We start from the raw sequence: 22,406 nt of genomic DNA on the forward strand, positions 1-22,406 counted from the left end.
TTCTCTGCTCATTATATTACCACTCCATTGCAGTGGTCGATCTCATGCTGGATAACCTGCGCGGTAAAGCCGAAATATTTTCCATGTTGTGGTTTAAAATCACCATTCAGATAATCCACCTCTATCTCCTGGTATCTTGTGCAGGCTTTGGCTCCATCCAGCGAAAGACAGCTTTCCTCTGTACTGTAGCCGCCTGACTTCTTCGTAATCACCGGATTCACCATTGCAAATTGAAATGGGCCTGCTGCCACTACAATAATCGCTTTGTTTATGCCAATCATATTTGCTGCCATTCCAACGCAGGTTTCCCGGTTCGCCCGAAGGGTATCCAAAAGGTCTGTTATTACCTGCTTATCTGCAGGCGTTGCCGGTATTGCTTTCTCTGAAAAAATGTGTGTTCCTTTTACTATTTTCCTAACCATAATTTATCTCCAATATCTGAAACTACTCATTGAGCAAAATGCAGACTTTCAAGCCACAATTTTGTTCGGTGCTAATTTAAAATAAATACGTCTGCCTGCTGCAAAGCCTCCTTTGGCATTGCCGTCTGCTCTTTGCGGTTCCAGTATTGCGCTGCCTGTTCAAATTCTTCATGTGTCATATAAAGTTCATCTCCTGATTCTGGCTTTATTTTTTTGCCTTTTCTTTTATCCCGTCATTTTACCCTTTTATTTCTCCACGTTTCTTTTATCGATATTCCTGGGATACCTCTAAATAGCTTCGCTTTCCACTGATATAATCTGCATAGGCAAGTTCCGGGTCTTTTCCACGAAATACCGTGCAAAGTCCGCACATCTCGCAGTCTGCAATACATGGAAAAGCATTTTTGATATACTGTCTTCTTTCCGCTTCAGTAGAGGTCTCTATTTCCATTCAGCCATCATCCTCTCCCAATTTTTTGTCTTTCAATATAATCTCTTAAGTTAAAGTTTAGCACACAAAAAAAGGTGCCGCAACCGACACCTCTTGTGGGGTTTTATCCTATTTTCTACTTTAGAATGTTATAAAATATAATGGGACAGGAACTCAAATAATTTCTGATTCGTTTCTTCATTCAATTCTTCAGCCTGCAAATATTCCGGTAGTGGAATTCCCTGCTGACATTCTCCACAGATATCAATGCCAAGTATATTTCCGTTTTCCAGAAAATGTGAGAGCAATCGCTCCAGCATCGGAAGTGACATGTTCCCCTGGCTCCAGTTTGTCTCCGTATATTGTTTATCCAAGATGTCTTTGTCTATGGATATATAAACCGGCAGATTCTTTTTTATTTTGGAAATCTTATTTTTGTCTTCTCCAGCACTAATCTCTTCTGCAGAAAAAGTAAGGAGTTTTTCTGATATTTCCTTACGATTCATCAAGCCATCATTTTCCTGATAAAGCTGCTCTATATCCTTCTCCTGCGGTCCGATTAATACCAGTTGCTGCAACCATGGATTCGTCTCTAACACCTTTTCTGCCCAGTCTCCGCAGCTTGTCATGTGCTCAATCATCGGCTTTTGCATGTCCGTATGATGGTCAAATACAACAAGCTGGAATTCCTTTTGAATCTGGCTTGTCATAATTTCTGTCACATAATGATAATTTCCGGAATCCAGAAAATGGATTCCATGAATTCCATATGGCTTGATTTTTTCTCCGATTTTCTCTTCCGCCTGTCTGGAACAATACAAATCACACTCTTCAATTTCAGAGCAGTCCAGCCAGTGAATGCCGGTATTTTTTGGTATGTTTTCATCGCAATATACATGCGAAAAATCTAAAATCAGATGATTGGTTGTCATTGTTGTGCCTTTCTTAGTCTTGATGTTTTTCCAAAAATACCCTACCCAAAATATCTTTAATAGCATATTCTATCAACTATTTTCTTAAATTTGATTATATTATTTTTTATCCTTGTGATAAATTCAATGCATTCTGCTATCTACCCTTTCTCCACCACATATTCCAAAAATATTTTATCTTTAAATCCACCACCCATCTGCCTTAATTATTTCAGGTATTTTATCTCGTACTAGTTTATTGTATACTTTCATTATAGCATCCCATCCATCAACATATTTATTTAACTACCTCTTTTGTTTTTAGTACGGTGGACGAACTTATACTTCGTATTACATTGGAGATTTTTACTGTAAGCCAACGCGTCTGTGAACACACCTGCATAGCAAGTAGTTTATTTGTATAAAATACAGCAAAACTTCTTTATAACATATTACATAAACAAGTTCCATAATATTCTATCTGCTAATCTCTAAATAATCCTATACTCCTCCAACTGATTGTTATTTATTGTCATAATAATCAGTTCTTTTCTCATGTGTTTTGTTGTAATCCCCTCTCTTCAAAACGCCAAAAACACCATAACCTTAATGGCTAAAGTGCTCCGAAATAAGCCCAGGGTATACTTCTGCTAAACTGTTGTTCATAGCCAAACCTCAACACTTATCTCCATAAATGGTCACAAATCAATCACAATATCTCAAAGTTTATAAACCTAGACTTCTTCAAATCCTTAGTATCTTCTGTATAAATTTGCATCGTTGCTTTCGTATCCACATGTCCAAGAATATCTGATAAATTGTGCAGACAATCTGCCCAAATCCTATTCTATTTCCTTTTCTTCATTATCCTGCTGCTGAAGATAAAACATTGCCTTTTGAGTTTCAATCTCCGCTTTCAGTTCTTCTTTTGTCGGCAGGTATAATTTGTACTTGGAAGCAAATAACTGTTCATTGCCGTGCATAACAGAATAACGGGCAATATCATCGTCTGTATCAGAGCAGAGAACAATACCAATTGTCGGGTTATCGCCCTTACTGCGTTTCAATTCATCATACATACGGATATACATATCCATCTGTCCTACATCTTGATGTGTTATCTTCTCTGTTTTCAGGTCGATGAGGACAAAGCATTTCAGTATGTAATTATAAAACACAAGGTCAATATAATAGTCCTGCTTCTCCGTATGAATATGCTGTTGCCTTGCCACAAAAGCATATCCCTTTCCAAGCTCCATCAAAAATTTCTGCAAATTGGAAAGAATACTTTTCTCAAGGTCACTCTCTGTAAAATCTGTGTTCTGAGAAAATCCTAAGAACTCTGCAACTACCGGATTTTTGATAAACTCCAACTTATCATTTTGATACGGTGCTGTCAGTTCCTTCATTTCACTTTCTACAAGCTCTTTTTTCTGAGTTCTTAGCATACGGTAATAATACTGAGAAGAAATGTTCCTCTGCAAAGTACGGACACTCCAAGTCTGTTCTGCGGCTTCTTTCTCATACCAATCACGAGCTTCAGGGTCTTTGACCTGTAATAAGGTTCTATAATGCGACCACGAAAGCAGAGCACCGGATTGTCTACACGCCGTGTCGACAATTTCAGGAAAGGTTTTATAAAACTTCAGGCAATGATATAAATTACTTCTATCATATCCTTTTCCATATCGCTGAGTCAGTTCTTTAGAAATTTTCTTTATTACCTCTAATCCATACTCCGAGCGTTCATCTCCACCTAATTCTTCTTCTGCAATTCTGTAACCAATCAACCAATTTCTCTGTACGAGCAATGTATTAACAGCCTGATATGCAGCTTTTTGTGAAGACTCGATAATCCCACACATATCCTTTAAGATGTCATCGGTTTTAACAAAATTATCCATAAAACTATTTTGACCGATTTTTTCTAATTTATTATCCATAGCTATCGCTCCTTTGGATTTCATTTTTAATTATTCGCTTTTCTGCATATCCTCATCGGCTTTTGCAATCATTTGTCTGTACTGTTCTTTCACACTTTCTGGTTCAAGTATCTGTACTTTGCCATTAAAGCCAAACACCCAACCGAAAAAGGTAGGACTTGCTGATACTTCGGTCTGTACTCTAAAAGAAGTCATATCGTACGCAAGGGTTGTTACATCTTCTCCGAAACGGTCAACCATTGTTTTCATCAGACTGTTATCACACCGTAAATCCACAAGAACTTTCTCGCCTGAGAACATAAAGAACACTTCTTTTGTAAAATTCTCAATATCAAAATCAGCAGGCATAGGAATAATATCTTTATCCAATATCTCCGGTTTGGAAGCAATACGATCTACCCTGAAATTGATAACCTTGCTTTTCTTCTCAGAATATCCGATAACATAATAATTATCCCCATTCCAAAGAAGTTTGTATGGACTCAGCTTATAAATTTGGCCCTTATTCTTCAGAACCTTTTTCTTTAATCCAGTATAATCATAATACTGAAAAGAAATCTGCTTGCCTGCATTGATGGCGTCGTTTATAGCGTCAATGATGTAATATATCTGTTCATTATCCGGCTTAATTCGATTGACCACATAGTTATTACGCTTCAGCTTTGCCACCTGCCCTGGACTGGTCATCGTATGTATCTTCTCAATTAGAATTTCGCTTTTCTTCTTTGTAATGAACTTCGATGACTCTACTGCGTCTATCAGCAGTTTCAGTTCCGGCAATTCAAACTTGCGGCTGGCTACAAAGTATTTGCTCTGAGTAGAGTGGATAGTAACAATATCCATTCCAAACTCCTGAAGTGCCGCAATATCTTTTGTTATTGTTGTTCTATGTGCAGATATTCCATATTCATCATTCAATATATTGATTAACTGTGTTGTGGAAAGAGGATTTTCTTCATCTGTTCTTTCCAGTAAAATCTTTTGTAAATATAAAATTCTTGGCTTTGTTTCCATAGCCCGACCTTTCTAAAATTTCCTCTGAAAAATTATTTTTCTTACCTCATATTTATAAAACACAATTTGTATATATTTCAAATAATGCTAAAAGGAATAAATCTTCCATTGTTTCTATGACTTCTCCATCGTATCCTCCCGGAGAGCCGTATGATTTATCAATGTTTTTATTTTTATTCCCATAGATTGCTACAAACTCTGCGATAACAGTAACCAACTGACAAGCTTCTATTTCTTTACAACTCCCAAAATTATATTCCATCGACAACTGTTGAATAGGCATAACACTTTTATCATTACTATTAAATGCATCAACCAAAACATCTGTAATATGATTTTGATACTCAAACTCTTGATGTGGAACAGGTTTATCAGCATAGTATTCTAAGCTACGAGCAAAATACTTTCCTCCCTCGTAAAAAACACTTTTATCATCAGGGAAGTGTTTATTTAGTACACTTTCTATTGTAGCCAAACACTTTTCATAAATATTGTACTCACTAACTCGTAAATCCAAATCACAATATTCCAAAATTCTATTTTGAACCTCTTTAGTACAACAGCAAAATTCCCTATACATCTCTCTGTTGTAATAAAACAAATCATTATACATCGCGGCTATTGCACATAATGGAATAAGCCCTCTATCCTTATAATATTTAGAAATAAATGAAACCGCTTGTGCTTTTACGCTTTCTTGATAACGCTGCTCATCACGCTTGTCCTGCCTTTTTTCAAACCTCTCCATACGGTTGCTTTGTCTTATTTGCAGAACGGCAATAATAACCGTGACTATTAAAGCAACTCCCGCGCAAATAATACTTATCCAATCTGAAATACTCATCATATAGTTTCTCCTTCTACTGTAAACGATAATTTACCACATCAATCACTGATGGTAGCCTGACCGTTCATCAGCATAGGCAACAACCAATCACGTAAAGTTGAAAGCTCGATATTTTCCTGTTGATTTTTGATAATTATCTTTCTTACTTTTTCAGCATAATTTTCAAAAGCGTTCAATTCGGTTGTTGAAGGTACTTTTAAGGAATATAGTGTTAAGTTTTCTCTTGTAAGTTGTGGTTGTGCCGAACCTGAACATAAATAGTTTGGATTTTTTGCAAGCAAATAATAATAAAGATATTCTCTATACGGGAAATTAGAATGCGGCTTTACCACCATTGCATTCCCAGTAATCCAAGAAAACGGTAATGTCATCTGAATGGAGCCGCAGCTTGCTCCTCTACAAGCGACAGCTATTTCAGACTCGGAATGATTATATTGATTGTATTTTCCAATAATTCCGTTTGCTCCATACACAAAATAGTTCCCGGCTGCAATTAAATCTTTTCCACTAATTGTTTTCGGTTGATACATTTCGGAAAGTTCTGCTAATGATTGCTGTTTCCATTCAGTATTTGCATTTTGCAAAAACTGAAATGTAAAAATTGTTTTTATTTGTTGCTCTAAATTATCGTTTACCATCTTATTCAATTCTATTTTTCGGTCTATTTTATTCAAACATTTAGCTATATTCTTCTGTATCTCTCGAGGTGGAATAATAATTTCTGTATTCATCAAATCGCTAATTCGTATTTCCATTATAATACTTCCAGTTGTATGTTTCGACGCCACTTTAACAAAATAATCACTCGCTAAATACAAACATAAATATTCAGGCAAAGCAACATCTTGATTCACTCTTATCGAGAATATTGATTCGCCAATATCATAAAAATCTGGATCTTCTGTTATCAAATGACAATGTCCAATGGGTGCTCTACTTGAAAATAAAATATCGCCCCTTCTAATATCAGACCTTTTGTGAATAATTTTTTTTGCGTCTTCATCAATAAAATCACATTTTGAGAAATCAATCGTACCAAATTTAGTTAAATTTTTTGCTGTTATATATTTCAGCTTACCACTTCCCAGAGAAAAGTTGTTTCTAGGATTCAAACCAGTATTAAGTTGTTTTATACAATCACTAAACTTTATAATATGCCAGCCATTATTTAGTATATTTTCTTTGATTATCATTTGATTCACCCTATCCTATATATCTTCTATGAGCTAATTTTACATTACTCTGTTTGACCATTGCATATTGCAAAGTCGTATCTATTTTTCTATGTCCCAAAAGTTGCTGTAACTGTTCAATGGGCATTCCCTTATCTATTGCCATAGTTGCAAGAGTACGCCTAAATTTATGTGGATGCACCTTACTAAGACCTAATTGTTTTCCAAAATTTCGTAATCGCACTTCAATACCACCAATTTTCAATCGTTCATAAGGAGCTTTTAATGATACAAACAGTGCCGGATTATTATCCATTCTGTTCTGTAAATAATTCTGCAAATGTATTTTTGTTCTAGCGTCAAAATAAACAATTCTCTCCTTATCGCCCTTTCCAAAAACAACACATTCACGCTCATTAAAATCTATATCTTCTCGATTTAATAGAACCATTTCTCCTACTCGCATACCTGTTGATGCCAACATATCAATCATAGCCAAATCCCTGAGTTCGGTGCAATTATCTCTCATCAATTCAAGTGCTTCATCTGAATAAGTTTCCTTAATATTCGTTCCAATTTTAACCTTATGTATTCGTCTAACCGGACTTTTCAAAATATAGTCCTCGTCCTCAAGCCAAGAAAAAAAGCTAGAAAGTATTCGTCTTATATTATCAATCGTAACTTTACTTGAATTTTTATTTGACTGATATTCAGTAAGGTAACAGCGTATATCATCAGTTACAATATATTTAATACCTTTACCTATACTATCAATCATTGCCTGTATAGTTGCTTTGTAATATTTCAAAGTTTTCTCGGAACAGCCCTCAATTCTCTTTGCCGATAGAAACAATTCAACCAAGTTCTGCTCCGATAATCCTTCATCACTTTCTGTTTTTGCAACTTCATAATCAAAAAGCGTATGTTGCAGTACCTCCTGCAATCGCTGTGTTTGTGCATTGTTCAAATAAGGCAGCATACCCTGAACAATATCCATAATTAAATTCTGTTTCATAGTCAATTCTCCTTTTATTTAACTTAGAGACCAACTATGGAGCGGTAGTCCCCTGCTTTAACTCCTGCCACTCACAAGAGTTATGGGATATATGTTAAACGATAATTTAGAGCAGCAACTTATGCTTTTATACGATTATTGGTTTATCCAATTTGATTTTCCTGATAACAACGGCAATCCTTATCAGATTTCAGGTGGAAAAATGGTTTGGAATGATACTTTGAGGCGTAATATTCCTGAAAACTGGAAAGTCCAATCTGTAATTTCAAACTGTTTATCTTCCGTAATAAAACCTGGAGTTAAAATCTTTAATACAAAAACATACCTAGCAACAGCCGATGTTAAAGGCACTTCTATTTCAACAGGAACTATTGTTGATTATGACGGCAGAGAAAGTCGTGCTAATATGCAACCAAGTATAAATTCTGTATGGTTTGCTAAAATGAAAAATAGCATTAAACATCTTTACCTAAACAAAGAAATGCAACCTATTATTTCAAGTTCTATTCTTTCAACAGGATTTTGTGGATTACAATGCAACGAAATCAGTTTTGAATATATTGCTTCTTATGTTTCAAATGCATATTTTGAAATTCATAAAGATATGCTTGCTCACGGAGCGACCCAAGAAGCTGTAAACAATGATGATTTAGCCGGCGTTCACATTATTATTCCTGAAGATACAGTTTTATGTGCTTATCACGAAACTACTCAAGCTATATATGCACAAATAAGTAAAAACGTTTGTGAAAATCAAGAACTTGTTAAACTTCGTGACTGGTTGCTGCCTATGCTGATGAACGGTCAGGCTACCATCAATGACTGATACGGTAAATTATCGTTTATCTTATTATTTGTTCGGATTTTCATTTCCATTTTATATAATAAATCGCCTATTCTTACCTGTTCTTCATAATCCGGCAGATATAAATACAAAAATGAAAACATATCCTCATTAAAGCTTGCCCTCAAAGTCATTATCGTATTGCAATCTAATACTTTACGAAAATACTTACTTCTCAAAAAGAAAGCAATATACTTTGAGTACACTATTCCCGTTGTTTTCGGTCTTAGTCTTTTTACAAAACCACTAAAAGTTGCTTTCGGATAGTCTTTAACAGCAACACAACTCATTGCCAAAGCGTCAACGGTTTCACTTGTTCTTGTAATAAACACATCATCTTTTTTTACAGAAAATATTTCTTGCTCTTTAAGAGATGTATCCATCAAATCTGGTAATTCTTCAGGCAGAAAATAATTATTAAACACGGTACTAAATGATATAAATGGGGAACCGTGTCCGGCTTGTTCTTTTGATGAAGATATACCTGAACTCATTTCATATAAATCACTAAATTTGTATTTTGTAAGTTTACTCATACTTTACCTTCTTTAACTGTTCCATAATTTCTGTTTTCAGTTTGTCGCCCTCTACAAAATATTCCTGCAACTTCTCTGCATAGGCACTCATACGAGCATTAAACTCGTCCTGTGACAATTCAACATATTCGATTTTTACATCAAAATATTGTCCAGCCGCAAGCGAATACTTCTTTTCTTTGATTTCATCATAGGTAACAGCAACTGAAAAATCATCAACAGCCTCTTTATTAAGGAATGTATCGACAATCTTATCAATCTCAAAATCACGAAGTCTGCGTTTCTGATTATTACCGTCCTTATATTCTTCTCCCAGTTTTGAAGCATCTATCAGTACAACCTTATCTGTTTTTCTTGAATTATCGAAAAATAATACTGATACATTAGTTCCGGTATTAGCAAAAACATTTGACGGCATACTAATACAGCCATAAACTATATGCTCGTCTACAATATGTTGTAATATTTTCTTTTCTACCCCCGACTTTGCAGTTACAAATCCGGTAGGAACTACAATTGCACCTTTTCCGGTTGATTTCAATGAATTAAGAACGTGCTGAATGAACAATGTATAAATTGCCATACTCTCTTTCTTTTTTGCAGGTACTTTCGGAACTCCCGCCCAAAAGCGAACAGGCATCGCTGCTATACGCTCTCTTGTATCTGAGAAATCCATCTTAAAAGGCGGATTTGAAACTACATAATCAAAAGTTCTTAATTCCTGTCCATTATCACTCTTATGATACGGAGCAATTAACGTATCTCCCTGAATTGCGTGGTCAAGAGAAGATACCAAACTGTTCAGGATAAGATTAAGTTTCAACATTTTATTGCTTCGTTGTGAAATATCCTGTGCAAAAATCGTACACTTATCTTCGCCAATTTTGTGAGCAAGGGCCATCAAGAGTGTTCCAGTTCCAGCAGAAGGGTCATAACACTCAATGCTATGTAAATCAGTTGCATTACCAACAAGCAACCTTGCCATAATCGTTGCAATAGCGTGAGGAGTATAATACTCTGCATACTTACCACCGCCTGCGGTATTGTAGTCCTTTATCAGATATTCAAATATATCTGCGAAGAAGTCATAGTGTTTTTCAAATGCTTCTTCAAAAGAAAAGTTTACCAACTTATCAACCAAAGCACGGGCAAAAGGTGCTCTTGCTGTATCATCAGTTACATACTGTGTCAGCTTTTCAAAAAGCGGTATTTTAGTGTTCTGAGCAGTCTGAGTTGAAAATATATCAATATTCTTATCCGCTATATCTGTCATTGTGCTGTCAAAAATTAAATCAAAATCTCCTTTTGCCTGCTGATTCCATAAATTTGCAATCAGATGCTCTGGGTTAAGAAATGGAATATCTGATGGTAAACTATCAAAAATATCCAAGCGGTCAGCATCTGACATTTCAGCATACGCCAACTCCCATTTTTCAGCATTTCTAAGAATTGGACTGACTTTTTTTACCTCATATCCAAACTTATCATTGAGAAATTTATAAAGAAAAACCTGCGTAATAATTTTATACTCATTACCATCGTTTCCCATACCATAGGTCTGACAAGTCGCTTTTAATGCATCTATCAACTCTATGGTTTTTTCTTTTATTGTCTTTGTTTCTTCCATTGTGTTCTCCTTTATGCCACTGAATAAGTATGGTTATACTGATCAAGATACTGCTTTGTAATCCTACTCTGTATAAACACTCTGTCCTCACGAGAACTAGCTATTCCCAACTTATCAATACCTGCTTTTATTTGTGTCATAACCGTTCTCTCAAAATAGGCATCTTTCTTCAATATGTCATTTCTGTCATATACCTTTTGATCAATATCAGACTTAATAGAAAGTAAAACATTCATAATAGACATATCATATTCCGAAACAATCGGTTGCTTATTTTCTGCTTTTCGGGCAAGATTTTCTTCCTTGATTCTTTTATGAACCCTTGCGAATTTCGCATCGCCATTATATTTTCTCAGCAGAACCGTATTTTTCTTCTGCAATTCGTCAAGTTTTTTTAGAATATCTTCCAGTTCCTTTCCTTGCTCCTCAATCTCAGATACACTCTTAGGTTCAAAACCGTGTTGCTTAAAGCGAAGCAAAAATGCTTCCTGCAAAGTAATAAACTCTGGATCATCAGGGTCAATATTCTGAGTAAAAGCACGAACAGTCTTTTTATACTTTTCTGTTACTGCATCTTTGCCACCGACGATTCTCAATTCTTCCTCACTGATTTTGCTGAAATTAAAAGTAATATCCTCCATTGCTTCATTGACAAGCAACTTTGTGGTTTCATCACTTGCAAAAAGTTCCTTCTGATTTATGTTATCAATATGATGTTGCACCTCTGAAATCAATGATGGCAACTTTGTTAATTCCATTTTCGCAAATGTTTCCTTCAGCTCATCATCACCAAAAGTTCTTACCAAATTACAGCAATCACGAGCAGCAATAAGAATTTTTTTAAGTTTAAGCAATTCTTGCTTATCCTCAATCGTGGATATTTCTGAGCTAAATTCTTCTGCATTATCTGTGGTATAGTTAAAAAGAACCTGCTGCACTTCCTGCATTTGTTTAATGAGTTCTGCCGGGTCTTCAATAACCTGTTTGAATGTATCTGTTTCATTTCCCTCACCAACTTCATTTGGGTCATTAAAACGGTTCAGTTCTTTGAGATATGCTTCATTTGTTTCCTCAAAGTTCCTTTTTATATTTGCAAAATCAATAACATATCCATAACGATTCTCTTTATATGGTCTATTAACTCTTGTGATTGCTTGCAACAGATTATGGTCTTTCAATTTTCTTCCAAAATACAAACGTTTCAACCTTGGAGCATCAAATCCGGTAAGAAGCATATTGAAAACGATAAGAATGTCAACTGTCATATTATTTTTGAAGTCATCAATAATTTTATCTCTTGTATCCTTATCATCACTATCGTGAAGTATTAGTCTAGCTTGCAAATGACTTTTCATAGAAGCATCTTTATTAAGTTCTGCTTGAATTTCATCAAAATACGCAAACAACTTTCTTGCCTGCTCACTTGTTTCACAAATGACCATACCTCCAAGTGTATTATCTCCCTGAATTTGTCTAAATCTCTTTAGGTCAGAAATAATATATCTAAGTAACTCTTTGACATAGTTATCATGTTCAACAATCTGACTTTTCTTTACATCCTTCTTTTCCACCAAAGTTTCAAGTTTTTCGTAAATTTCAGAAAGTCGTTCTTTATACTGAGTTTCTATATCCTCACGGATAATTTTCAACGTATATCCATCTAAAATTGACTTGTCATAGTAGTATGTATGAATATAATTACCAAAAACTCTCCAAGATTCTCTTTCTTCTTTCAAAAGTGGTGTTCCTGTCAATGCAATCTTTATCGCGTTTTTATCTGCATCAAGAAGATTAGCCAAGAATGAACCTTCTGGTTTATATCCCCTATGTGCTTCATCAATAATAAACACTCTCTGTAAATTCGTTGCATAAGCGGGAAGGTCAACCTTTGACCCATCTTCAGCAAAACGTTGTATATTTACAACCGTAATTTCAGGTTTTCCTGTATTTCCTTCTTGTGCCTGATTGTTCCGGAACTGTTCCATAAGTTCTACACGGGAACTTGCTGTTTTTACAACTAATCCACGAGCTTCAAATTCTTCTGAAGCCTGTTTCAGCAAATCAAGACGGTCAACAATGAAATAAAACTTCGCAACTTTATTTTGCTTGCTGAAATAATCAGATAGAACATAAGTAAGATAATAAGAAAGAGCTGTTTTCCCGCTACCCTGAGTATGCCATATAATGCCTGAATTAACACCTTCGTCAATCTTACTTCTGACTGTTAAAGCTGCAAACATCTGTTGATAACGCATTATATGTTTCTGCTCAATAAACTCTATCCTTCCATTTATTTCTTTATGAAAACGAACATAGGCGATTCCATATTTCAATATGAATAGCAGTCTTTCAGGGCTACACATAGACGTCAATACACGATTAGTCGGTGTATAGGTATCTAAGTTTGTTTGATACTCTGGAGAAGTATGGATAACCTGACAATTAAAATCAGTCAAAATTTTCTTTTCCACAAGTGGGTCAATATCTTTATATGGAAAATCTGCATTATAAGGTGCAATATCCAAATTAGCAGGATTTTCTTCTCTAAAACAGTTGAACGGTGCAGACTGTTTTGCTGTCGTACAATAGAAAGTCCCTTGAACTGGAACAATGCCACCCATAGTGTCATATTCCATATTATTAGAAAAAATCATCAATTGCGTAATGTTTAAAAATCTCCTAAATTTTTTATTAGGAAATCTCTTTTGGTTCATTCTTTTGCTTTCCGCAACCATGCCGCCGTGATTATTCGGCTTCTTTACTTCAACAAATACAAGTGGAAGTCCATTCACAAACAATGTAATATCTGGTCTAAATTCATCTTGGTCACGCTTACAAGTGAACTCGGCAGTAAAATGATATGTATTATTCTTTGGATTTTCAAAATCCACCAACCTAATAGGAGAAACAGACAATAATTGCTTATAAAAACTGTACCCTATATCATCATTATCTAATTCCTGCCTAATAGTTTTCAATGTCTGTTCCACTTCTCCTACATGAGTTGGATTAAGTCGTGCAAACTGTTCCTTGAAAACATTAATTAAGATATTCGTATCAGGGTCATATACTGTACCAGCCATATCTTCAGTTATTTTTCCAAAATAAGTATAACCAAGTCGTGTTAAATGAACCATTGCCGGCATTTGAACACGGGTAGCTTCATTAAACATATTTTTCTTGCTAATTGTTGCCATCTTCAGACCTCCTCATTCACTCGTCCAAAACAACCTCGCATATATCTCCGATATCACAATGGAACACCTGACATATATTCATCAATACCTCAAGAGATACCGGTTCGTTCTTATTTATTTTAGTTATTGCATATGATGTAATCTCTGCTGCCCGCATTAAATCTTGTCTTTTCATCTGATTATCAATCATAAGTTTTTGAAGCTTATTATAACATATTCTCATTTGTAACGCTCCTATATCTTATGCTCTTCCTTCATTGCACTTATTTTCTTAACATTATATATCTGAATATTAGCTTTTTCAAGATTTTACAAAGAATTATGCTGTTTTTGAATATCAGGTGTCGTTTTTTGCAAACACCTTTGTGCAATCAGCTTTTTCTAATTGGTACTGTTGCTATATACTATGGAGTGAAAAGAGACATTAGAAATCAACAAAATGAAAGAAAAGAGGCGTATTTATGTACTCAATCGAAGAAATCATTTCATCATATAGAAAAAAGAAAGGCTTGCTCCAGCAGGATCTCGCTGATGAATTAGCTAAGGAAGGTGTTACCATTTCCTACAAAGCTATATCTAACTGGGAAAGAAATCTTGCTGAACCAAGCGTTACCATATTTTACAAGGTGTGTATAATGATAGTTATGTAATAAAGAATAGTACGAGCATTTTTAATTTTATCAGCTATCATAATTCTGTATGCCTCCTTCTTCCATGAGATTACAGCAAACGTAGTAGTAATGTCTATCAAAAGGCTTTTACATATTAGATAAAAGCATGTAAAATTTCTTTTACATAGCTTAATTGCGGTCTATTTAGCTTGTTTCTTGACTACTCAGGAAAAATATTTCTACCCTCGCCCCACCTGTATTTTCAGAATTTGAAAGTTTAATACCTCCACCATATTTTTCAGCCACAGTTTTTGCAAAAAATAGTCCCATCCCATAATGGGCTTCGCCATTTCTACTTGTGTCATCCATAAAAAACTGCTCTGTGCCATGCAATAATGCTTCTTTTGTAAATCCTGATCCGCTATCCTCCACAATGAATGTCAGCCGGCCATCCTGCTCCTTTGCGTCAATATAAATGATTCCATTTTCTTTTGTATGCTCCACTGCATTCTGAATCATATTCATTACGGCCCGGAACATTGGATCATAAGCAATCGTTACCTTTTTATCACTTTGTCCCGCCTTCCAATCTATTTTCTGGTGATAGATTTCTACCAGTCCGAGTGCCTGTTCCTTTATATCTGCGAAAAAATCTTCTAACCTCACCGTTGTATAGGTAACATCACTGCAATTCCATGATTTTGTGACATCTATCAACTGTTTTACATAACTTTGTATCTGTGTTGTGCCGTTCAAAACATAAGTGATATTATTCTTCTGTTCTGTGGTCAGTTCAGTCTCTGAAAGTAGTTCTGCATTTCCCCGTACAATCGTAAGAGGTGTTTTAATATCATGCGCCAAAGCAGACATCTGTTGTTTCTTTTCCTGCTCTGTTTTCCACTGCTTTTCTAAAGATTCTCGCAATGCATCTCGCATATCATCGATTGCCGATAAACAGTCATCAAACTCTTTGATACCGGAACAGGATGTCTCATATTCCAGATTTTGATCCTTTATTTGTCTGATTGCGTCTAATACAGGCTGCATCTGCTTTTTGATTCTTTTTCCAAAACGTATGGACGGAATGATGATAATCGCTACCGCTCCAATCACTGACATAATACTCATCACATTCTGTGGTCCTATAAAATGCTCCCTCAAAAAAGCTGAATGATATTGAGGTGTCAGGCGATATTGCAATACAACATATTCATTTTCCCTTACAATTACTTTATAAAAATATTTCCCGGATGCGTTTCCGTACTTTGCAACATTCCATGCTATCTGTTCGTATTGTTCTGACATATCTCCACCTATTTTCTCTCCATTCTCTGAAAAGATTACATAATCACAAAGTGCAGGAATCATCTCAGCAGTTACTTTATCCGCACGTAAAATCGTATCATATGCTTCATTAATCTTTTGCTCTGCATAATTCGCCGGATAGATACAGCCCACACTAATCAAAAGGGACAGCAGCAGCCAAGCAACAATCACCAAACCTACTAATGATCCAAGCATGACCAGTACATATCTCATAAAAATCCAGCTGAGTGCATTGCTTCTCTTTACTCTTCCCATTTATATCCAATCCCCCAGACTGTTTTTATCGGTGTATAATCATAATCCGCAAATTTTGCTCTTATATTTTTGATATGCGTGATAATGGTACTGTCATTACTCTCACTGTCAAAACCAAAGACCTCTTCTAAAATCTGTTCTTTCGAGAAAACCTGTCCCCTGTTTTTAGCCAGGAATTCACAAATTTCGTACTCCGCTTTCGTAAGAGGAAGTTCCTTATCATCAACCAATAGTTTCTTTTGAGATATTTGAATACAGACCCTCCCCAAAACCATCCGGACAGAATGTTCCCTGTGCTCTCTTCTAAGATGTGCATTGATCCTTGCCCGAAGTTCCATCACTCCAAATGGCTTTGAAATATAATCATCTGCTCCTAAAGAAAGTCCGTTTACCAGACTGTTTTCCTCCGTTTTTGCCGTAAGAAACAAAATCGGACAATCCACAAGTGCCCTGATTCTTTTGCATAATTCGAAGCCATCAATTCCAGGCATCATAATGTCCAGTAAAATCAGGTCATAACGATGTAATTCTTCCATATTAAGTTTCAGCGGATTACTTACTTTGGTAACCAGATGTCCATCCTTATTCAAAATGCTTTCTATCATTTCCAGAATTGCCGGTTCATCATCAACTGCCAGTATTTTTGCCATAGTTTCCCTCGATTCTATTCCGATATTCTGTTTCCTTCCCAGTGGTTTACCCACCAAAAATAGTATACCATACTAATCCCTGTAAATATTAAGCAACCTGGTATGAATGACAACCATTCACCTACACTAGTTTCTCCCAATATAGATTGCAGATAAGTATATGGTACTCTACCCGTCCAGCAGACAAATACATATTTCCACACATAATCTCCAAGTCCGGTAAGCATCAATGCACTAATTAGTCCTGATATAATCCCTGCTCCAATGGATACCCCTTTTCCAAACTGAAAAGCCAGAATCAGCTGCCACAGATAAAGTGGAACACTGCTTCCCCACAGTAGCAATGCTGCAAATATACATCCTTTCATGATTTCGATATCGCTTGATGCGATTCTTCCAAATCCAATTCCGAATATGATTGCTGTCAATAGGATAGAGCACAGACACAAAACCAGTAGCATCAACAGTTTCGATAAAAATGCTGTAAGTTTATCTGGTAAAGACAACAGGTTTTGAAAATTACCTGCATTTTGTTCCTGTTCCATCACACTTGCTGTAAAAATTCCAATAAGTACCGGAAGTCCTGCTCCTATTGCCTGATAAAATGCAATCACTTTCATATTTTCATTCCATGGTGAAAAAAAGTAATATATTAAAAATATAACGCTGGTTATAATCGGAATCAGTAAGTGTGCCAGAATCACAGATGTTCCTTTCATCTTTCGCAAGTCTGCATTAAGAGATCTTCCAATCATCTTATTTCACCTCTCTTCTCTCAAACCATTTCAAAAACAGAACCGTTACAAAAACAAACCAGATGATTGAGAGACACATTCCCAGAACAATGACTCCCGTATCCAAAAGAGGATTCCCTGCTTCTGCGGCAAGTCCATTTGGTAAAACATGAAGCAACGGGCACATCATTCGCATAGGGATTGCAGAAACAAGTACATACCAGATTCTGGTTTGTGATATTACCACACCGCTGACGGTAATAAATAGGCAGACGAGCAGGTTTACAATCATTCCAAATCGTTCACTTAAAAATAAAGCTACCGGAATCTCCCATAACTCAGAAACCGTCAGAAACAATACTGCAATCAACGCTCCTCCAACTGGAACATGTGTCGTTAGAAGAAAGCCTCCAAGCGTTGCTCCTGCAAACACAATCACATTAGAAAACAAAATCATGTACCCAATATAAATAATTTTCCCCAGCAACAATTTTCTTCTGTCTGTGGGAATAGTCATTAAATGATAGTATTTTATCTTTTTCTCCTGCGCCACAGAAAGATAACAAAATAGAGCAATCATCCCCGGCAGCAAAAGTGTATACCACCAGTTCCAAACACTTTCTGCATAAGCATTTGTCATCCCAAGAGTAAATATAAATGCCATTACAAATGTAAGAAGAGGAAATCCCAAGATAAACTTTTTTCGCATGGTTCTTTTGGCTTTTTGATGTTCTGCTTTTATAATATTAACCATGGATTTCACCTGCTTTCTGGTTTTTTCTTACCACATTCATAAACAAATCTTCAAGATTATCTCCCTGCTTTAATGCTCCTTCGTATCCTAAGATTCCACCTGAAATAATCCCGACTTTATCTGCAAGTAACTGTACCTCTGAGAGAATATGACTGGAGAGAATTACAGTGATTCCCTGTTCCGGAAAAGACCGGATCAGCTCTCGTAATTCCTCGATGCCTATTGGATCTAATCCATTCGTAGGTTCATCCAATATCAAAAGTTCCGGTTCTCCAAGCAATGCCATTGCAATGCCTAGTCTTTGCTTCATCCCCAAAGAAAACTGTCCTGCTTTCTTCTTTCCGGTGTTTGTAAGTGATACAATCTGCAAGACCTCATCAATTCTGTTTTCATCTGTACCAAGCAGTAATTGTCTTACCTTCAAATTCTCTCTGGCGGAAAGATTTTCATAAATAGGCGGATTTTCAATTAACGCTCCTATTTTTGATAAATCTTTCCTATCCAAAAGTTTTCCATCAAAGTAAATCTTTCCTGCAGTTGGTTTCATCATACCGGTCAGCATTTTCAATGTGGTAGATTTACCAGCGCCATTCGGTCCAAGCAGTCCATAAATCTGTCCCTTTTCGATATTAAGTGAAACATTATTTACCGCTTTCTGTTTTCTAAAATATTTACATAGATTTTGTGTCTGTAACATCATTTCCATCTTTACTATCCTTCCTTCTATATTTCATTTCTTACTGAAATATAACCTAACAGGAAAAAATAAAGATTTGATGAAGATTTATTCCCGTATGGAATAAACCATCAATTGAATATCATTATCAGAACTCGGCTTTCCACTGAAATCAGCAAAGCTGTTACAAATACGAAGTCCTAATTTACAGAATATCTCCGTGATTTCATCCAAACTATATAACCTTATAGGATTTCCTTCTTTCATTTCAGGCTTATAAAGTGCTTCTCCATACATATAGTCTACCTGCCCATATATCAGCGTTTTTCTATCCTCCTCCCATTCAAAAGCAGATAATGTAAGTCCCTTTTCTCCTGCATCCCATAACTTGCAAGGGAAATGTGTTTGGGCATAGCTTCCATTCATGATATCCATAAAGTGCTTGTGTTATGTATTCAATCATAATTTTTCCTTTCCGAACATGCTGATAAGACCATTTATCGCCTCAAACTGCTCTTTACTAATAGTTATGTTCTCTTCCTTCATTTCTCCAAACAATATATAATCCGCCGATACTCCAAGGATTTTACAAATTACAATCAACTTGTAAATATCAATCCCGGCACAACCTCTTTCAATCCTTGAGACTTGATTAGCTGTTATATTTAAATAGGTACTTAAATCTACTGCTGTAATTCCCTTCTCAATCCTTTTTTCTTGTATTCTCCATCCAATTTGTTTTCTTATATCATCTGTAATGTCTTCAACACTATTATAACTTATTGGCTACTGTCTGACCAGCCTCACGAAATCCTTTTGCAAGAAGTGCTGTCTTTGCTATATCCTTATCCGTTGTCTTGATTGCACCTCTTACATTCTCTCTGATATCAAGAAGTCTTTTCTTAATTCCTAAGAACTCAGACACCCTGTATAATGCAGATCTTCCCTTTTCTTTTGCCTCATCAACTATGCTCTTTGCTATAGATTTGACCTGTGTTTTCACTTCCAATACCTGTAACTTTATCTGCTCACATCTGGCATTAAGTCGCTCCTGTGCTTCCGACAATGCCTTTTTAGCATTATTGACAAGCGTATCTTCCTGCATTTCTTTGATCTGGTTCTGCATGTTAGTAAGTTCTTCCGTCATGGAATCAATCTTTTTCTCCAGTCCATCCACATAGCTGCATATCTCAAATACATCGTTTGCCTGCTCTTTCATGGCATTCTTCTTTAACAATTCGAGAAGTTCTCTTATGACCTCCTCATTGGTAAGTGTTTTTCCTGCTTCCATATCCATTCTGTTTCCTCCATTCTGTAAATGGGGCAGCCTTGACCGCCCCTGTAACTTGATTACTAATTATCGAAAGGGTGTTGCCTCTTTATCCTTCTCTTTATCGGGATTACCTTAATTGAATACTTCATATGCTATTCCTCGCTTTCTTTTTGTTCTTTGTTTTGCTTTGGTATGATAAGCTCACACCAAAGCTGTTCTATCTGTTCACAAGACAATCTGCCATTAAGCCAGTTGCCAAGTGTAACAACCATTCCATAAGGTCTCCCGGCTGTAACTCATCAAAGGAGACAGTCTTTCCGGCTTCATCCAGTCCCTGTGCCTCCGCTGCCGCTGTGGTTGCACCGCCATAACTAATATCCACGCCTGCATCTTTCCATGAGTAATATGCAAGAGAACTGCAATCATAATAATTGCCGGAATCTCTCATATCCTGACTGTATGGAAAACCAACTCTGTGAAGTGCGTATGAGCAGACTTTTTTCTGCCTGCTGTCAGTGATTCCACTAAGAATAGCATTGATTTCATCCTCTGTCATGGAACTTACTCCCGGACTGCCGCCTCCACCACCGCTTCCGCTGCCAGCGTACCCAAGCTGTCCCATAAAGTCAGCACTCATAATCTGCTCAAGCATTTCCACCTGGTTAGCGTCAAATCCATACACCGAAATCATATCCCGATAAGATTTGAGTGTGACATTCACATACAGAACCGACTTCGTGACAGTAGTTACATTACCGTCTGCATCTGTTTCTTCCACATCCTTTGTTCCGGTGCTTGTGGTGTATGAACACATATCATTTACAACTGCCTGCAGCCAGCCTTTAGAAGTATCATTCATGACTGTTGCAGTATCTCCGACACCATGCTTGACCATATAGACTGCCATGATGTCATAGTAATTGCTTGGATTTTCTTCCATACCTTCATAATCCACATAGACAAGCTCTCCAAGGTCATATCCGGTATGCTCATTCACTTTCGTGTTCACATCCCGGTTAAACTCCTGCACATAGGCACTCGTTACTGTCTGCACGGTATCTCCTGATTCAAGTGGTGGCAGGAATAAAGCAAATGGAGAATTGTAAAGGATTGCTATCACCGCTATAACCGGAACCGCAATCATGGCAACTACAAGAACAAGTAATAAAAGCACCAATCCGATAATCGGTGCAGCTGCCTTTACCCAGGTAATCGCTTTTCGCACAATCAGATCCTTTACCAGCTTTGCCACACTATCCGTCTGATTCTCCTGTGCTTTCATCTTATCCAGAAAGAACTTTATCTTCCTGCTCCGGTTTGTCATCTTTTCATCCTTGACCTCTATGGACACACCTGCCGCATATCCGGCTGCCATGCCGATTGCCGTGCCTACTCCCGGTGCAACCGCTGTTCCTGCCGCCGTAGCAGCTGCCTTTGTAGCAGTTTTCGTTGCAACCTTGGCAGTAGTCTTTGCTGTTTCTTTTGCCGTCTCTTTAGCTACAGTCTTGGCTGTATCTTTGGCAGCTTTCTTTGCTGTCTTTTTTGCCAGCTTCTTTCCTGCCTCTACCTTCTTGATACGCTTCTTTGCCTCGGCTGCCGCCTTTTTCCTGAAAAGTGCAGCCCCCTTAGAAGCAGTTCCGGTAACAGGGCGGCTTGCTTCATATGCAAGATATGCTGCCTGCGATACCTCCTGACCGCCTTCCACCTGATCTGTTACTGCCCCCGCTACAAGTGCTCCAGTTCTTCCTGCAATGTGAAGATTCGTGTTCTTGGTCTTGATGGAAGTGTTTGATTCCTTAAGGTTTTGCTTGAATCTTGATAATCCCTTATTCTTCGGCTCCGACTGATGAATGGTACTCTTGCGATAGGACTTCTTTCTATCCGTATCAGTTACCTTTGCACCAGCTGTCTTAGGACCTCTCTCTACTGTATAGATGTTACTCCCCTTAATCTTGGCTCCCTTCGGTTCGTGGGCATGAATCTTGGCTTTCTCCTTGGTGTGAATGACCATCGGTTTGTCATCAACCTTTCTAATTTTCAATTTTCTCACCTCCTACTTTGAAAAATAAAATAAGCCGCTAGGGAGCAAAAATTACTCCTTAACGGCTATGTAAAATCATTCAATATTCAATTATTAAAAGCAACATGAAACTGAAATTTCACGCAGAC

General features: G+C 36.7%; 22 protein-coding genes and 1 pseudogene. 2 read left to right on the top strand and 21 right to left on the bottom strand.

What is annotated here, in order from left to right; translation table 11 throughout:
* Window positions 1-11: 11 nt before the first annotated feature.
* The 8 genes from OCV43_RS10590 to xerA form a co-directional block, all read right to left on the bottom strand.
* Entirely contained in the window at window positions 12-422 is a 411-nt protein-coding gene (locus OCV43_RS10590; RefSeq protein WP_118057635.1) for a peptide deformylase, read from the bottom strand.
* Window positions 423-687: 265 nt separating this feature from the next.
* Complete coding sequence (locus OCV43_RS10595; protein ID WP_262624085.1) at window positions 688-873, bottom strand: hypothetical protein; 186 nt, start codon at window positions 871-873, stop codon at window positions 688-690.
* 128 nt (window positions 874-1,001) lie between these two features.
* On the bottom strand, window positions 1,002-1,784 hold the full coding sequence (locus OCV43_RS10600; RefSeq protein ID WP_262624086.1) for an arginase family protein: 783 nt from the start codon (window positions 1,782-1,784) through the stop codon (window positions 1,002-1,004).
* Window positions 1,785-2,605: 821 nt separating this feature from the next.
* Window positions 2,606-3,706 carry a PDDEXK nuclease domain-containing protein gene (locus tag OCV43_RS10605; protein WP_262624087.1) on the bottom strand — a complete coding sequence of 367 codons (1,101 nt, stop codon included), beginning with the start codon at window positions 3,704-3,706 and terminating at the stop codon, window positions 2,606-2,608.
* Window positions 3,707-3,736: 30 nt separating this feature from the next.
* Entirely contained in the window at window positions 3,737-4,720 is a 984-nt protein-coding gene (locus tag OCV43_RS10610; RefSeq protein WP_262624088.1) for a helix-turn-helix transcriptional regulator, read from the bottom strand.
* Window positions 4,721-4,772: 52 nt separating this feature from the next.
* Window positions 4,773-5,567 carry a hypothetical protein gene (locus tag OCV43_RS10615; protein ID WP_262624089.1) on the bottom strand — a complete coding sequence of 265 codons (795 nt, stop codon included), beginning with the start codon at window positions 5,565-5,567 and terminating at the stop codon, window positions 4,773-4,775.
* 38 nt (window positions 5,568-5,605) lie between these two features.
* Complete coding sequence (locus OCV43_RS10620) at window positions 5,606-6,760, bottom strand: restriction endonuclease subunit S (protein ID WP_262624090.1); 1,155 nt, start codon at window positions 6,758-6,760, stop codon at window positions 5,606-5,608.
* Window positions 6,761-6,770: 10 nt separating this feature from the next.
* The gene (gene xerA / locus OCV43_RS10625; protein ID WP_262624091.1) at window positions 6,771-7,754 is read right to left on the bottom strand and encodes a site-specific tyrosine recombinase/integron integrase; all 984 of its coding nucleotides are present in this window, start codon (window positions 7,752-7,754) and stop codon (window positions 6,771-6,773) included.
* A gap of 91 nt (window positions 7,755-7,845) precedes the next feature.
* Here xerA and OCV43_RS10630 point away from each other — a divergent pair, with 91 nt between their 5' ends.
* Entirely contained in the window at window positions 7,846-8,580 is a 735-nt protein-coding gene (locus tag OCV43_RS10630) for a restriction endonuclease subunit S domain-containing protein (RefSeq protein WP_262624092.1), read from the top strand.
* Here the strand turns inward: OCV43_RS10630 and OCV43_RS10635 are convergent.
* From OCV43_RS10635 to OCV43_RS10650, 4 genes are read right to left on the bottom strand one after another with little or no spacing between them, the layout of a single operon-like run.
* Entirely contained in the window at window positions 8,559-9,134 is a 576-nt protein-coding gene (locus OCV43_RS10635) for a restriction endonuclease subunit S (protein ID WP_262624093.1), read from the bottom strand. The genes OCV43_RS10630 and OCV43_RS10635 overlap by 22 nt on opposite strands.
* On the bottom strand, window positions 9,127-10,761 hold the full coding sequence (locus tag OCV43_RS10640) for an HsdM family class I SAM-dependent methyltransferase (RefSeq protein ID WP_262624094.1): 1,635 nt from the start codon (window positions 10,759-10,761) through the stop codon (window positions 9,127-9,129). Before OCV43_RS10640 ends, OCV43_RS10635 begins: the two co-directional genes overlap by 8 nt.
* Before the next feature lie 11 nt (window positions 10,762-10,772).
* Entirely contained in the window at window positions 10,773-13,958 is a 3,186-nt protein-coding gene (locus OCV43_RS10645; RefSeq protein WP_262624095.1) for a type I restriction endonuclease subunit R, read from the bottom strand.
* Between the two features lie 16 nt (window positions 13,959-13,974).
* On the bottom strand, window positions 13,975-14,181 hold the full coding sequence (locus OCV43_RS10650; RefSeq protein WP_117841911.1) for a helix-turn-helix domain-containing protein: 207 nt from the start codon (window positions 14,179-14,181) through the stop codon (window positions 13,975-13,977).
* Window positions 14,182-14,419: 238 nt separating this feature from the next.
* Here OCV43_RS10650 and OCV43_RS10655 point away from each other — a divergent pair, with 238 nt between their 5' ends.
* Complete coding sequence (locus tag OCV43_RS10655) at window positions 14,420-14,608, top strand: helix-turn-helix transcriptional regulator (RefSeq protein ID WP_262624096.1); 189 nt, start codon at window positions 14,420-14,422, stop codon at window positions 14,606-14,608.
* A 165-nt stretch (window positions 14,609-14,773) separates the two neighbouring features.
* Here OCV43_RS10655 and OCV43_RS10660 read toward each other — a convergent pair whose 3' ends face one another.
* The 9 genes and pseudogenes from OCV43_RS10660 to OCV43_RS10695 form a co-directional block, all read right to left on the bottom strand.
* Window positions 14,774-16,150 carry a sensor histidine kinase gene (locus OCV43_RS10660; protein WP_227700574.1) on the bottom strand — a complete coding sequence of 459 codons (1,377 nt, stop codon included), beginning with the start codon at window positions 16,148-16,150 and terminating at the stop codon, window positions 14,774-14,776.
* Entirely contained in the window at window positions 16,138-16,800 is a 663-nt protein-coding gene (locus OCV43_RS10665) for a response regulator transcription factor (protein ID WP_008370149.1), read from the bottom strand. The genes OCV43_RS10660 and OCV43_RS10665 overlap by 13 nt, the downstream gene beginning before the upstream one ends.
* A gap of 14 nt (window positions 16,801-16,814) precedes the next feature.
* Window positions 16,815-17,555 carry a lantibiotic immunity ABC transporter MutG family permease subunit gene (locus tag OCV43_RS10670; RefSeq protein WP_227700573.1) on the bottom strand — a complete coding sequence of 247 codons (741 nt, stop codon included), beginning with the start codon at window positions 17,553-17,555 and terminating at the stop codon, window positions 16,815-16,817.
* A gap of 1 nt (window position 17,556) precedes the next feature.
* Window positions 17,557-18,288 (bottom strand): lantibiotic immunity ABC transporter MutE/EpiE family permease subunit, encoded by a 732-nt coding sequence (locus OCV43_RS10675; RefSeq protein WP_262624097.1) that lies wholly within the window; start codon window positions 18,286-18,288, stop codon window positions 17,557-17,559.
* Window positions 18,281-18,994, bottom strand: coding sequence for a lantibiotic protection ABC transporter ATP-binding protein (locus OCV43_RS10680; protein ID WP_005609481.1), 714 nt, complete (start codon window positions 18,992-18,994; stop codon window positions 18,281-18,283). The genes OCV43_RS10675 and OCV43_RS10680 overlap by 8 nt, the downstream gene beginning before the upstream one ends.
* Window positions 18,995-19,072: 78 nt before the next feature.
* Entirely contained in the window at window positions 19,073-19,399 is a 327-nt protein-coding gene (locus tag OCV43_RS10685) for a hypothetical protein (RefSeq protein ID WP_227709682.1), read from the bottom strand.
* Between the two features lie 24 nt (window positions 19,400-19,423).
* Window positions 19,424-19,747, bottom strand: a complete 324-nt coding sequence (locus OCV43_RS14140; protein WP_416906629.1) for a helix-turn-helix domain-containing protein — start codon at window positions 19,745-19,747, stop codon at window positions 19,424-19,426.
* Window positions 19,746-20,261 (bottom strand): annotated as a pseudogene (locus OCV43_RS10690) (DUF6674 family protein); the annotation flags it as partial. The gene OCV43_RS14140 and the pseudogene OCV43_RS10690, both read right to left, overlap by 2 nt.
* Before the next feature lie 193 nt (window positions 20,262-20,454).
* Entirely contained in the window at window positions 20,455-22,248 is a 1,794-nt protein-coding gene (locus OCV43_RS10695; RefSeq protein WP_242994322.1) for an NlpC/P60 family protein, read from the bottom strand.
* Window positions 22,249-22,406 lie beyond the last annotated feature (158 nt).

It is taken from the genome of Roseburia amylophila, assembly GCF_025567465.1.
Taxonomy (GTDB): Bacteria; Bacillota; Clostridia; order Lachnospirales; family Lachnospiraceae; genus Roseburia_C; species Roseburia_C amylophila.

Bases quoted from the DNA above. Each gene is read 5' to 3' on its own strand.
- OCV43_RS10595 (WP_262624085.1), bottom strand. From the start codon at position 873: ATGGAAATAGAGACCTCTACTGAAGCGGAAAGAAGACAGTATATCAAA.
- OCV43_RS10600 (WP_262624086.1), bottom strand. From the start codon at position 1,784: ATGACAACCAATCATCTGATTTTAGATTTTTCGCATGTATATTGCGAT.
- OCV43_RS10660 (WP_227700574.1), bottom strand. From the start codon at position 16,150: ATGGGAAGAGTAAAGAGAAGCAATGCACTCAGCTGGATTTTTATGAGA.
- xerA (WP_262624091.1), bottom strand. From the start codon at position 7,754: ATGAAACAGAATTTAATTATGGATATTGTTCAGGGTATGCTGCCTTAT.
- OCV43_RS10620 (WP_262624090.1), bottom strand. From the start codon at position 6,760: ATGATAATCAAAGAAAATATACTAAATAATGGCTGGCATATTATAAAG.
- OCV43_RS10640 (WP_262624094.1), bottom strand. From the start codon at position 10,761: ATGGAAGAAACAAAGACAATAAAAGAAAAAACCATAGAGTTGATAGAT.
- OCV43_RS10645 (WP_262624095.1), bottom strand. From the start codon at position 13,958: ATGGCAACAATTAGCAAGAAAAATATGTTTAATGAAGCTACCCGTGTT.
- OCV43_RS10610 (WP_262624088.1), bottom strand. From the start codon at position 4,720: ATGGAAACAAAGCCAAGAATTTTATATTTACAAAAGATTTTACTGGAA.
- OCV43_RS10630 (WP_262624092.1), top strand. From the start codon at position 7,846: ATGTTAAACGATAATTTAGAGCAGCAACTTATGCTTTTATACGATTAT.
- OCV43_RS10590 (WP_118057635.1), bottom strand. From the start codon at position 422: ATGGTTAGGAAAATAGTAAAAGGAACACACATTTTTTCAGAGAAAGCA.
- OCV43_RS10605 (WP_262624087.1), bottom strand. From the start codon at position 3,706: ATGGATAATAAATTAGAAAAAATCGGTCAAAATAGTTTTATGGATAAT.
- OCV43_RS10685 (WP_227709682.1), bottom strand. From the start codon at position 19,399: ATGGATATCATGAATGGAAGCTATGCCCAAACACATTTCCCTTGCAAG.
- OCV43_RS10665 (WP_008370149.1), bottom strand. From the start codon at position 16,800: ATGGCAAAAATACTGGCAGTTGATGATGAACCGGCAATTCTGGAAATG.
- OCV43_RS10695 (WP_242994322.1), bottom strand. From the start codon at position 22,248: ATGGTCATTCACACCAAGGAGAAAGCCAAGATTCATGCCCACGAACCG.
- OCV43_RS10650 (WP_117841911.1), bottom strand. From the start codon at position 14,181: ATGAGAATATGTTATAATAAGCTTCAAAAACTTATGATTGATAATCAG.
- OCV43_RS10675 (WP_262624097.1), bottom strand. From the start codon at position 18,288: ATGGTTAATATTATAAAAGCAGAACATCAAAAAGCCAAAAGAACCATG.
- OCV43_RS10635 (WP_262624093.1), bottom strand. From the start codon at position 9,134: ATGAGTAAACTTACAAAATACAAATTTAGTGATTTATATGAAATGAGT.
- OCV43_RS10655 (WP_262624096.1), top strand. From the start codon at position 14,420: ATGTACTCAATCGAAGAAATCATTTCATCATATAGAAAAAAGAAAGGC.
- OCV43_RS10615 (WP_262624089.1), bottom strand. From the start codon at position 5,567: ATGATGAGTATTTCAGATTGGATAAGTATTATTTGCGCGGGAGTTGCT.
- OCV43_RS10680 (WP_005609481.1), bottom strand. From the start codon at position 18,994: ATGGAAATGATGTTACAGACACAAAATCTATGTAAATATTTTAGAAAA.
- OCV43_RS10670 (WP_227700573.1), bottom strand. From the start codon at position 17,555: ATGATTGGAAGATCTCTTAATGCAGACTTGCGAAAGATGAAAGGAACA.